Raw genomic sequence first — 12,287 nt, 5'->3', positions numbered from 1 at the left:
ATCGGAACGCACATGACTGAGGAAATGCAGATGAACACTTGGCGTGGCACGGATCGCATGACAGTTCGCCAGATGATTGATGTCCCTCCGCTCTGGCTGGCGCTATTCCTGATGCTCGTCTGGGCGCAGGCGCGGTATCTGCCACTGCTGACCTTTGATTTCGATCTGGCACGGACAACGGGTGCTGTGATCATCTGTCTGGGGATCCTGTTGATGCTGTGGACGATTGCCGTGTTCAGATTGCACCAAACGCCGGTGATGCCGCACCAGACGCCGCAGCACATCATTACGACCGGTCCGTTTACCCAAAGCCGCAACCCGATCTATCTGGGCGATGTGTTGGTGCTGTTGGGGGCTGTGGTCTGGTTTGGTGCGGTGCCATCGTTTGCACTGATTCCCTTGTTCGTCATAATTCTGAAGCGACGCTTTATTGCGCCTGAAGAAGCATGCATGAAAGAAAATTTCGGCCCCGATTTCACAGCCTTTGCACAAAAAACGCCACGTTGGATCTGAAATAAACGGCGAAAAAGGCCTTTTTGTATGGGCTTGCAGTCTTTTACACTGAGCTGCGCTTGTAGATAATGTGCCACCGCGCTACTTCGGGCGAACGCAAAGAAACGTGATCCAATACGGGTGGCGTTTGTCGGGTGACAACACAGGGGGGATGACCGAGTGAAGATCGGAACGCCAAAAGAGATTTTTGAGGGGGAGAACCGCGTCGCGCTGACGCCGGAGTCTGCCACGCAGCTTCAGAAGCTGGGGCATGAGTGCTTGATCGAGACCGGGGCAGGTGTGCCTGCCGGCTTCTCCGATGCAGATTATACCGCTGCCGGTGTGGAAGTGGTCAAAACCGCAGCTGCCCTGTGGAAAGCGGCCGATATCGTTGCCAAGGTGCGTGCGCCCGATGCAAACGAGATGAAAAGGCTGCGGGCAGAGCAGACCTTGATCTCGTTCTTCAGCCCTGTTGCCGATGAAGCCAAGATGAAAGCCGCGGCGACCAAAGGTGCCACGGTCATTGCGATGGAAATGATCCCGCGCATCTCGCGCGCGCAAAAGATGGATGCGCTGTCGTCGATGGCCAATATCGCGGGCTATCGCGCGGTCATCGAGGCGGGCAACAACTTTGGCCGGTTCTTTACAGGCCAGATCACAGCAGCGGGCAAGGTGCCCCCGGCCAAGGTTCTGGTCGTCGGTGCTGGCGTTGCCGGTCTGGCCGCGATCGGTACATCGACAAGTCTTGGCGCGATCACGCTGGCCTTTGATGTACGCCCCGAAGTGGCCGAGCAGGTCGAAAGCATGGGGGCCGAGTTTGTCTACCTCGATTTCGAGGAAGAGCAGCAGGACGGTGCCGCCACAGGAGGCTATGCCTCTGTTTCCTCACCCGAATTCCGCGAAGCACAGCTGGCGAAGTTCCGTGAATTGGCCCCCGAGGTTGATATCGTCATCACCACCGCGCTGATCCCGAACCGCGAAGCGCCCGAGTTGTGGACCGAAGACATGGTTGCGGCGATGAAGCCAGGCTCTGTCATCGTCGATCTTGCAGCGGAAAAGGGCGGCAACTGCAAACTGACCGTGATGGATCAGAAGATTGTCACCGATAACGGTGTCACAATCATTGGCTACACCGACTTCCCCAGCCGGATGGCGGCGCAGGCCTCGACGCTTTATGCAACCAACATCCGCCACCTGATGACCGACCTCACGCCGGAAAAGGACGGTGTGGTCAATCACAACATGGAAGACGACGTCATTCGCGGGGCCACGATTGCCCACGCCAATGAGGTCACCTTCCCGCCGCCACCCCCCAAGGTGAACGCGATAGCGCAGCAGAAAAACAAGCCTGCCGCGCCGAAAGAATTGACGCCGGAAGAAAAGCGGGCCGCAGAAGTGGCCGCGTTCAAGGCACAAACCAAGAGCCAGATGACATTGCTGGCTGCCGGGGGTGCGCTGGTGCTGGGCGTGGGCCTTATCCCAGGCATGCCCGCGAGCTTTATGCAACATTTCATCGTCTTCGTACTGAGTGTGTTCATCGGTTTCCAGGTCATCTGGAACGTGGCGCACAGCCTGCACACGCCGCTGATGGCGGTGACGAACGCGATTTCAAGCATCATCATTCTGGGGGCGCTCATTCAGGTGGGATCCTCCAGCGCGTTGATCACGATCCTTGCGGGTCTGGGTATTTTCATGGCCTCCGTCAATATTTTCGGTGGTTTCCTCGTGACACGGCGCATGCTCGCCATGTTCCAGAAATCTTAAGGAGCGGGACACATGGAAAACGCATTCACCATCGCGGCCTATGTGGTCGCAGCCATTCTTTTCATCCTGTCGCTGGGCGGTCTTTCGGGGCAGGAAAGCGCCAAGCGGGCTGTTTGGTACGGTATCGTCGGCATGGCCATTGCCGTCTTGGCCACGCTGTTCGGGCCGGGTTCCGGTCTGTGGCTGGCCTCGCTTGTCCTGATCGCGGGCGGCGCTGCTGTCGGTTATCAACTGGCCACCAAGGTCGAGATGACGCAGATGCCCGAGCTCGTGGCCATCATGCACAGCCTCGTTGGTCTGGCGGCGGTCTTTGTCGGGTTCAACGCCGATATCATGATCAATTACATCAGCGACATCTACGCGACCGAAGGGCAGGTCCTGGGTGTGGTCGGCGACGACGGTGTTGTCATCGGCCTGTCAAAGGAGATTTACGAGGGTCTGTCTTCCTTTGGTAAGCTGATTGCCAAGAAGTCGAGCGTCGAAATTGGTATTCTACGGGTTGAACTGGTGCTGGGCATCTGGATCGGTGCAGTCACCTTTACGGGTTCGGTCATCGCCTATGCTAAACTGGCAGGCTCTTCCTCGATGCTGCCTTTCGCGGTCGACACAGGCGCGAAAAAGTTGCCGGGTGGTCATTTGTTGAACGCGGGTGCTGCGGCGCTGTCGGTACTGCTGTTGATCGTCTACCTCTCGGGTGGCGGATCCTGGGCGCTGGTCTTGCTGGCGATTGCAGGCCTGTTCATCGGCTATCACCTGATCATGGGGATCGGCGGGGCGGATATGCCCGTCGTCGTGTCCATGCTGAACAGCTATTCCGGCTGGGCGGCGGCTGCGATCGGCTTCAGCCTTGGCAACGATCTGTTGATTGTGGTCGGCGCGCTGGTCGGTTCCTCGGGTGCGATCCTGTCCTACATCATGTGTAAGGCGATGAACCGCTCCTTTGTATCCGTGATCCTTGGCGGCTTTGGCGGCCCTGCAGGCGAGCAGATGGCCGTAGAAGGCGAGCAGATCGCGATTGATGCGGACGGTGTTGCCACGGCGCTGAACGAGGCTGATTCAGTTATCATCATCCCGGGTTATGGTATGGCGGTTGCACAGGCGCAGGGCGCTGTGTCCGAGTTGGTCAAGAAGCTGCGCGCCAAGGGCAAGAACGTGCGTTTCGCCATTCACCCCGTTGCGGGGCGTTTGCCGGGGCACATGAACGTGCTGTTGGCCGAAGCCAAGGTGCCCTATGACATCGTGATGGAGATGGACGAGATCAACGATGATTTCCCGTCCACGGATGTGGCGATTGTCATCGGTTCGAACGACATTGTGAACCCTGCCGCACAGGATGATCCCAACAGCCCCATCGCCGGCATGCCGGTGCTGGAATGCTGGAAGGCCAAGCAGGTGTTCGTCTCCAAACGCGGGCAGGGCACAGGCTACTCCGGTATCGAGAACCCGCTGTTCTTCAAGGACAACACGCGGATGTTCTATGGCGATGCCAAAGCGTCACTGGACAAACTGCTGCCAATGATCGACTGATCCGGCGCTTTGAGGCGCAGAGGCTTGCGCCTCACGTCTCAGCCCAAAAGATCAAACGCCCTGCCGGCAACGGTGGGGCGTTTCGCGTTCGAGAGGGTGTCATTTGTAATTGATCAGCGGCAGAGCAGTGCATATCGCCCATACAAACCAATGATTTACATAAGCGCGCGACCAAGGACGAAACGACCCGTCTGACCTTCTGGAAGCAACCCCTTCAACTCGCTGGTAATGCCCATGGCGTGCCGATGTCGATGACCCTTGCCTTTACGCAGATTTGTGCCCACCTGAGAGGTGGTTGCGCTCATCATACGCCAAATACGAAGTCGAGCTTCCCGTTCTTCCAAAGGGACTGCGGCCGTCTGCGGCTCATTTCGCGATACTGGCTCTACCGATGTGTCAGACCACGCCTCAAGGCAGGTAGTGGACAGCCGAACAGGTGCATATCCCAACTCGATCTTGATGCAACTCAGACCGCTTTCCCGAAAGACTTGAGCGGCGTAGTGAGCGCTGCAATATCAGTCTTCAGAAGCCCGGTCCCCCTTGCAGAGACGAGCGCCGCCCAGCCCGCAATCACATTGGCCGCAACAGCGGCGGCGACGATACCGGGAAAGCCCAGTGTCAGTGCGCCCAGCCATGCCAAGGGCAGGTACAGCGCAAAGATCCGACCAAGGCTCAGTCCCATCGACCAGATCGCCTTGTCCCGCGCATTCATGGCCGCGTTGGCGGTGACTACCAAGCCATAGCCAAAAAGCGACAGGCCGACGTAGCGCAAATAGGTGGCAGCAAAGGCGGCATCTTCCTCGCCCGACGCAAAAATTGCCGCCAGCGGCTCTGCGAAAAAGCCGAGCACCAAAGCCAGCAGTGTGCCATAGCCCACGCAGAACCAGAAACCGGCGGCTGTTGCCCCCTGCGCCCGGTCGCGCTTGTCCGCACCCCAGTTCTGCCCGATCACCGGGCCGATGCCAGCCGAAAGGGCGAGTAGGGGCACCAGTGCCATCGACTGGATGCGCGTCGCCGCCCCGAAGCCCGCCACGGCAGCTTCGCCCACGGTGGCCACAGCGGCGGTAACCAGAGCCATGCCTGCAGGGTTGATGGCATTGGAGAAAGCGGCAGGCAGGCCGACGTTCAGGATCTTGCGGGTGGATGTCCATAGCCCGTCAAAAAGGCTGCCACCCCAACCCAAAAGCCCCCGGTGCCACGCGAGATAAAGCGCCAGCGCGACAGCGACCACCCTGCCGATCAGCGTGGCCAATGCGGCACCTGTCATGCCAAGTTCGGGCAATCCCCAAAGGCCAAAGATCAACAGCGGATCGAGACCTACGTTAATGACGGCGGCCAGCACCATGATGGCGGCTGTGGTCAAGCTGTCCCCGTGCGCGCGAAACACGGCGTTGGTGATCATCATGACCACCAGAAACGGAAAGCTGAGCGCCCAGACGGGGATGTAAGCGGCAATGTTATCGGCGACGCTACCTGTCGCACCAAGCGCGGCAAAGACCAGAGGGTAGGTGGCCCAGACAAGCAGCGCCACGATGATCGACAGGCCAAGGCCCAGGCCGATGGCATGCAGGCCCAGCCGGCGCGTTGCATCCGCTCCATCGCCACGCCCGACCCCTTGGCTGAGGGCCGCGTTGGCCCCCGCACTTAGCCCGATTGAGAGCGAGGTGATGGCGGTCGTGACCGGATAGATAAATCCCACCGCAGCCAGTGCCGCGCCTCCGATCTGGCCCAGAAAATAGGCATCCGCCAGCCCGACGCTGAGCACCGCAAAGATACCAAAGCTCATCGGCGCGGACATACTGGCCAGCGCCCGCCAAATCGGCCCTTGCGTCAGATCGCGGTTGGATTTGTTGTCGCTGTCGGAGTGGGCTTGATCTGGCAAGGTGTGACCTTTGGCTGAATGAAGTGCTGGCGTGAGGTAGCCCCCGGAATGCAATTTACCAGTGACAGCGGCGGTTTGGACCAGCGCGGTATACCAAGGTACACACTCAACTATTTGATAAGTATATATTTTCTCTGTTTTGATTGGCGCAGAACCGCTATGTATAGGAGCATGACCAAGGCAAGGCAGAACCAAAGATGGCTCCAATCAAAGACTATCCGCAACGCTACGCGCTGACAGGCGAGCTGCACGCGCGGCCGTTCCCGTCACTCAAAGCGCCCTCGACAGCCGTATTTCTGGCGATCAAACAACCTGATGATGCGGCCAATCGCGACAAGTCTGCTGATCTGGCCCATTTGAGTGCGCTACTGGATCACTACGGGGGCCCACGGCCCGATCCCAGTGCCACGCACTACTACGGCGAGATGGGGAAATACTGGCTTAAGTGGGAACAGCATACGGAGCTGGTAACCTACACCGTGTTCCGCGACGACCTAAGCGAACGCGCCTTTGATCCGTCAGAGTTCGACGTCTTTCCGGACTATTGGCTGGAGGATGCGCCAGGTGGGCGGATCACCTCGGCGCTACTCCGGCTCATACCGCGTCCGCAGGATGATGCCGTGATCGAAGCGAAGCTGTCGGATTGGTTTGTACCCGAAAGCCTCGCAGTGGCCTCCGTACTGGACGACGCGGCGGTTATTGCGTCCGACTTCCGGATCGATTCAGCGGGCCATTTGCGAATCGCGATTTTCAAGGATTCCAAGACAGGCGACCGGCGCACAGGCCGGATCGTGCAACGTCTGTGCGAGATCGAAACCTATAAATGTGCTTCCATGCTGGGGTTCTCGATGGTGCGCTGGATGGCACCACAATTGAATGATCTGGATGCCAAGCTTGAAGAGCTGATGGTGCAGATGCGCGGGTCTGCGGCCAAAGCCGAAGATACGCTGCATGCTCTCTTGGACATCTCGGTGGAACTGGAAACACTTGCGGTAAAAACCGCCTTCCGGTTCGGGGCAACGGGGGCGTATCGCGCCATCGTCAACCAGCGGATCGAGGCGCTGCGCGAGGAGCGGTTTATCAGCCGTCAGGGTTTTGCCGAATTTATGATGCGCCGATACGAGCCTGCGATGCGCACGGTCGAATCCAGCGGCACCCGCCTACAAACCTTGTCGGCACGGGCGATCCGGGCGTCGGAGTTGCTGCGTACGAGGGTAGACGTAGAACGCTCGGCCCAAAATCAGGATATACTTGCCAGCATGGACAAACGCGCTGATCTTCAGCTGCGTCTGCAGAAAACGGTGGAAGGACTGTCGGTTGTCGCGATCAGCTATTACGCGGTCTCGCTCGCGGGATATCTGCTCTATCCGGTGGCAGAGGCCTTTGCGGTGAACAAAGGCACTATGCTGGCTTTGGTTACTCTGCCGGTAGTGGGTGGCGTGTGGGCGATGGGGCGGAGTCTGAAGAAGCACCTTGGCTAAGCAGCGCATGGGTCACCTTGGCCCCCACGGCGATCATCACAATGGCCAGCAAGGCTGCAACCGAGAGGGTCGGCACGCCCGACAGGCCTGCGCCCAAGGTACAACCGCCTGCCAGTACACCGCCCACTCCCATCAGAACCGCGCCGGAAGCGTAACGGCCCATTTCGCGCGGGGAAGAGAAGCTTTGCCATGTGAAGCCGCCAAAGATCAGGCTGGCCGCCAGCGCGCCCACAATCACTCCGCCCAACAGACCGCTGCCGAAGCCGGGCGAGATCGAGGTGCTGGCAATGCTCCAGAACAAAGTGTCCGCAGCCGGAGAGGTAAACGACAGGCTTTCCATCGCAACAGGATCAAAGTCGTCGTAAAGGATATAGCCGGTGCCGACCCATGCCAGCGGCGCCAGCAGTCCAATCGCAGCGGCAAGACCCAACATCCAGATGCTGTTGCCAGACCGATAGGCGATGGCCAAAGCGGCAAGGGCGATGACAGCGGTACAAAGCAGCGCGCCGCCGGGCAGGGCCGCCAGTGAGATGTTCTCGCCCAGATCAACGGTGACAGACCCCAGTGCAGTACGAACGGGGGCCAGCAGACCCTTTAAGGTCATATGCGCCACCACTGCAAAGATCAGGACGACGACAGCCGCCCGCAAATTGCCCGATCCGGTCAGGACAGTCAGACGAGAAATACAGCCACGGGTCAGCACCATGCCGGCACCAAACAGAAGACCACCGACCGCGATGGCGAGTACAGGCAGGTCAGAGATCATAAAGCGGTGATCTGCAAATGTGATCAGCTCTGCAGCAACAGCAGCCTGTGTGCCGACCACGGCCACGGCCAACGCGGTGAACCAGACACCGGCAGCCGCACGGCGATCTTCGCCAACAAGAGCGCGTCGGAAACAGAATTTGGTGACCTGCGCCAGCACGCCAAAAACGACACCGATGGCCAATGCGAAATAGACAGCGGCTTGTGGTGCGGTCAGATTTTCAAAACCGAAGGTCTCGTACATAATCCGTCTCCTTGCAGAACGTATTTCTCATCTGGAGCGGTGTAGGGGGCTGATCAAGGGGCAAACGCAGGTGTCGACCGGTTGCAAGCGGGATATCGTTCTTTCCAGGCGAGTTTTTCCGGACAAGTGTTCCAATGCCTTCCCGCCAGTGAAACACACGACCTTCTCCGCCCTGAAGAACGAGGCGTCGATCCTTATTTGCCCTAGGGTAAGCCATCTGCCTACCCCTAGAGCCTTATCTGCCGCGAATGCGCGGATCGAGCGCGTCGCGCAAACCGTCGCCAAGGTAATTCACGCTCAACACGGTGAGCGAGATGGCGATGCCGGGAAGGAGCACACGTTCGGGGTAATCCTGCATCCGCTGCACCGCATCGGCCAGCAGTTTACCCCATGTCGGATAGTCAGACGGGAACCCCACACCAAGGAAACTGAGCGCGCTTTCGGTGATGATGGCTGTCGCCAAACCAAGCGTGGCCGACACCATGATGGGGGAGATGACGTTGGGCAGCAGGTGACGCCGGATGATCTTGCCCGACTTTGTCCCGATGGAGCGGGCCGCAAGGATGAACTCACGCTCTTTGAGCGCCAGAATATCACCTCGCACAATCCGGGCGGTTTGCATCCACGAGGTCAGGCCGATGATGCCGACAATCAGGATAAACATGCCGCCTTCGGGGCCAAAGCGCGAGTTGAGCGGCTGGCGGAACAGGGTCACAGCCAGAAGTGTCAGCGGCAAAATTGGCAACGACAGCACCAGATCCGTAAAGCGCATCAACAGAAAGTCGAGCCGCTTGAAATAGCCCGAGAGCACGCCGATGGCGGTGCCGATCAGCAGCGCCAGACCCATGGCAAGCCAGCCTACGGCCATGGACACACGGCCGCCCGCTATCATTTGGGCCAGAATATCACGGCCCAACTGGTCGGTGCCGAACGGATGCAGCCAGCCTGCTTTGGCGGTATCATCCCATAGCAGCGTATAGACCGGTCGCCAGTTCTTGTTCCGGATGTCGAGGGTCTTTGGATCAATGTCCCAAAGCCATGGCCCAAAAATGACGCCCAGTGTGATGAAAATCAGGAAACCACCACCGAACACAGCACCCTTGTGCTTGCGGAACTGGTCCCAAACGTCCTTCCACTGGCTGCGCGGCGGCTTTTGCGGTTCCTTGTCGGTAAGCGCACCGAAGACTTCGATGTCGGCCTCGACGGGGGACGCGGGAATGGCTTGTTCAGTCATAGCGGATCCTTGGGTCAAGCAGCCCGTAGAGGACATCGGCAATCAGGTTGAAGAGCACGATGAGAATGGCAAAGATGAATGTCAGCGTCATCACCATCGGCAGGTCATTTGCAAAGAGGGCGGTCAACAGCAGTTGGCCAATACCGTTCACCTTGAAGACATTCTCGGTGATGATCGCCCCGCCAAAGATCGCAGGCATCCCAAGCGCGATCACTGTGACCACCGGGATCATGGAGTTGCGCAGGACATGGACCAGGACGACCACGCCCTCGCGCAAGCCCTTGGCGCGGGCGGTGCGCACATAGTCCTGGTTGAGGTTATCCAGCATGGCACCGCGCATATAGCGGCTGATCTGTGCGGTGGTCTGCAAGGCCAGCACCATGACGGGCATGATCATCTGGAAGAACTGCACTTTGAAGCTTTCCCAATCTGTTACCACATGGGTGGTGTCATAGATCGAGGGCAACCAGCCCAGATAGACCGAGAAGATGACGATGAGGAGGGGGCCGGTAAAGAATGGCGGGATCGAGAAGCCGATCATCGTGACGAAGGTACCCGCCTGATCAAAGACCGAATAATGCCGGTAGGCCGAATAAATTCCGATGGGAATGGCGATCACGATGCCGACGACATAGCTGAGACCGACAACCCAAAGCGTCTGTGGCATGCGCTGCATCACGATGTCCATTACCGGCGAACGGGTCTGCCAGGATAGAACACGCAATTCTCCGTTATAGAGCGATGTGTCGGGGAGCCAGCCCAGCAGGAAGCTGGTGTTGGTCAGGTAATCAATGAAGATTTTGGGTTCGATCCAGAAGAACTGGATCAGCCATTTGTAGTATTGCACATACCAGGGTGCCCCGAGGCCAAGCGCCTCGCGCATCTTTTGTTTCACTTCGGGCGGTACTGTCAGGGGCACCTGCGCCATCGGATCGCCGGGGGCCAGTTGCAACAGGCCGAAGATGATGAAACTGATGAACAAAAGCGTCGGAATTGACAGGATCAAGCGGCGGAACGTGAAGGTCAGCATAGGTGGCCATCGCCTTTGTTAAGCAGTCTGAATCGGTAAAGAATGTAGGGCGCAGTTTCCCCGCCCTACAGGACGGATCGGGCGGAGGTAAACCCCGCCCGAAGCCGGTTATTCTTTCATACGGTACCAGTCGGCCACGTTCCAAAGCTCGGAGTCCCAGGTGTTCAAAATGACACCACCCAGAGTGTTGGACGCTGCCGAGACGCGACCACGGTCAACCAGTGGCACGATGGTCATCGTGTCCTTGGTGATGATCTCGTTCAGACGCTTGGCGATTTCGCCGCGCTTGTCGAGCTCACCTGTGCGGGACAACTCGTCCAGCAAGCTGTCGTACTCTTCGTCGCAGAAACGGTTGATGTTTTCACCCTGCCACTGGCTTTCGGGCCGTGGCTGGTTGCCGCAACGGTAGGCCGACAGATAGGCCTGTGGGTCTGTGCCGTCGAAGTTGTTCGCGTACATTTCAACGTCCGCATAGAACTTCTGGAAGGTGTCGGGGGAGCCCGGGTCACCACCAAAGAACACAGACGCATCGAGGTTGCGCAGCTCGGTTTCAACACCGATCTGGCTCCACCAATCCTTGATCAGGGCCTGGAAGTCCTGACGCACGGCGTTTGTGGATGTCTGGTACAACAAGGACAGTTTCTTGCCGTCCTTGTCGCGCACGCCGTCACCATCGGTATCGGTCCAGCCCGCTTCTTCAAGCAGAGCCTTGGCACCGTCGATGTCCTGCGTCAGGCATTCTGTGTTGTCGGATGCATAGAGGGCAGGCGCAGGGACCAGATTACAGGTTGCGCGACCGGCCTGACCATAACCCACTTCGACCAGCAGTTCGCGGTCGATCGCCATAGAAAGCGCCTTGCGCACTTTGAAGTCCGATAGGATCGGGTGTGGATGCGCCACGGTGGACCGCTCGCCTTCGGGCAGGTCTGGGGATGGATCGGTCATGTTCATCTCGATCCGCTCGACCAGGGTACCAAAGGCAGAAATCGGTTTGCCTTTGCCTGCTTCGGCCATTTTGGCCAGAACGTCAGGTGCAAGCTGCATGTTCCAGGCGTAGTCGTATTCGCCTGTTTCCATAACCGCACGACCCGCTGCAACCGCGTCACCGCCGCCTTTGAAGGTCAGCGTGGCAAAAGCAGGTTTGCTTGGGTCACGGAAGTTGTCATTCGCAGCCATCGTGATCACGTCGTTTGGACGGAATTCAGTGACAGTGAACGGGCCCGTTCCGATGGGATTGAAGTTGGCTTCGGTACACTCGGGGGCCTTGGCACCGAGGCACTCGGCGAACTGCGCCTTTTGCAGGATCGGTGACTGCGCGCCCATGAAAGGACCGTAGGGGTTTGGCTTCGCTTCGGAGAAGGTCACCTTGACGGTCATGTCGTCGACCGCTTCGACATTCGACACGCCATCAAACTTGGACGCCTGTGCACAGCCCCCTTCGGGGTGCATGCAATACTCAGCTGTAAAGACAAGGTCGGCAGAGGTTAGGGGCGAGCCGTCAGACCACTGCATGCCGTCTGCGATCTTCCATGTGATGGAGGTCAGATCTTCGGATACGCCACCGTTTTCGACCGTGGGGATCTCGGCTGCGAGGTAGGGCACCAATGCGCCGGTCTCGTCATAGCGGCCCATCGGTTCCAGAACGAGGGACGCGGCTTCGAGATCTTTCGTACCACCGGACAGATAGGGATTCATGATCGAAGGCGCTTGCCAATAGATGATCTTGACCTCGCCATCGCGACCGCGCTCGCCGGAATGGCCGTCAGCCATAGCCAACGGGGCAAAAGCCGTCGTCGCAATCGCACCCATCAAAAGGGTTCTCAGTTTCATTGTACTCTCCTTGTTGGCATCCTTTGGGGATGCTGTGT

Annotated in this window: 9 protein-coding genes; 4 read left to right on the top strand and 5 right to left on the bottom strand. The window is 58.7% G+C overall.

The window, feature by feature from the left end; all coding sequences use genetic code 11:
• The first annotated feature begins 12 nt into the window (after positions 1-12).
• The 3 genes from Z945_RS0117285 to Z945_RS0117275 all read left to right on the top strand — a co-directional run bounded on the left by Z945_RS0117285 (position 13) and on the right by Z945_RS0117275 (position 3,783).
• Positions 13-513: a methyltransferase family protein gene (locus tag Z945_RS0117285; protein WP_081781019.1), complete on the top strand. Its 501-nt coding sequence runs from the start codon at positions 13-15 to the stop codon at positions 511-513.
• A 159-nt stretch (positions 514-672) separates the two neighbouring features.
• On the top strand, positions 673-2,256 hold the full coding sequence (locus Z945_RS0117280) for a Re/Si-specific NAD(P)(+) transhydrogenase subunit alpha (RefSeq protein ID WP_025053348.1): 1,584 nt from the start codon (positions 673-675) through the stop codon (positions 2,254-2,256).
• A gap of 12 nt (positions 2,257-2,268) precedes the next feature.
• The gene (locus tag Z945_RS0117275; RefSeq protein ID WP_025053347.1) at positions 2,269-3,783 is read left to right on the top strand and encodes an NAD(P)(+) transhydrogenase (Re/Si-specific) subunit beta; all 1,515 of its coding nucleotides are present in this window, start codon (positions 2,269-2,271) and stop codon (positions 3,781-3,783) included.
• A 466-nt stretch (positions 3,784-4,249) separates the two neighbouring features.
• Here Z945_RS0117275 and Z945_RS0117270 read toward each other — a convergent pair whose 3' ends face one another.
• Positions 4,250-5,665 (bottom strand): MATE family efflux transporter, encoded by a 1,416-nt coding sequence (locus Z945_RS0117270; RefSeq protein ID WP_025053346.1) that lies wholly within the window; start codon positions 5,663-5,665, stop codon positions 4,250-4,252.
• Between the two features lie 197 nt (positions 5,666-5,862).
• Between Z945_RS0117270 and Z945_RS0117265 the strand changes: the two genes are divergently transcribed.
• Positions 5,863-7,146, top strand: a complete 1,284-nt coding sequence (locus tag Z945_RS0117265) for a DUF3422 family protein (protein ID WP_025053345.1) — start codon at positions 5,863-5,865, stop codon at positions 7,144-7,146.
• On the opposite strand, the gene Z945_RS0117260 is transcribed toward Z945_RS0117265, so the two are convergent.
• The 4 genes from Z945_RS0117260 to Z945_RS0117245 form a co-directional block, all read right to left on the bottom strand.
• Complete coding sequence (locus Z945_RS0117260) at positions 7,082-8,155, bottom strand: YeeE/YedE family protein (RefSeq protein ID WP_025053344.1); 1,074 nt, start codon at positions 8,153-8,155, stop codon at positions 7,082-7,084. The genes Z945_RS0117265 and Z945_RS0117260 overlap by 65 nt on opposite strands.
• A gap of 235 nt (positions 8,156-8,390) precedes the next feature.
• The gene (locus Z945_RS0117255) at positions 8,391-9,389 is read right to left on the bottom strand and encodes an ABC transporter permease (RefSeq protein WP_025053343.1); all 999 of its coding nucleotides are present in this window, start codon (positions 9,387-9,389) and stop codon (positions 8,391-8,393) included.
• Positions 9,382-10,419, bottom strand: a complete 1,038-nt coding sequence (locus Z945_RS0117250; RefSeq protein WP_025053342.1) for an ABC transporter permease — start codon at positions 10,417-10,419, stop codon at positions 9,382-9,384. Before Z945_RS0117250 ends, Z945_RS0117255 begins: the two co-directional genes overlap by 8 nt.
• Before the next feature lie 108 nt (positions 10,420-10,527).
• The gene (locus Z945_RS0117245; RefSeq protein ID WP_025053341.1) at positions 10,528-12,249 is read right to left on the bottom strand and encodes a peptide ABC transporter substrate-binding protein; all 1,722 of its coding nucleotides are present in this window, start codon (positions 12,247-12,249) and stop codon (positions 10,528-10,530) included.
• Between the last annotated feature and the right edge of the window lie 38 nt (positions 12,250-12,287).

The sequence above is a fragment of the Sulfitobacter noctilucae genome (genome assembly GCF_000622365.1).
GTDB lineage: Bacteria > Pseudomonadota > Alphaproteobacteria > Rhodobacterales > Rhodobacteraceae > Sulfitobacter > Sulfitobacter noctilucae.
This window is presented reverse-complemented; position numbering and strand designations above follow the sequence as displayed.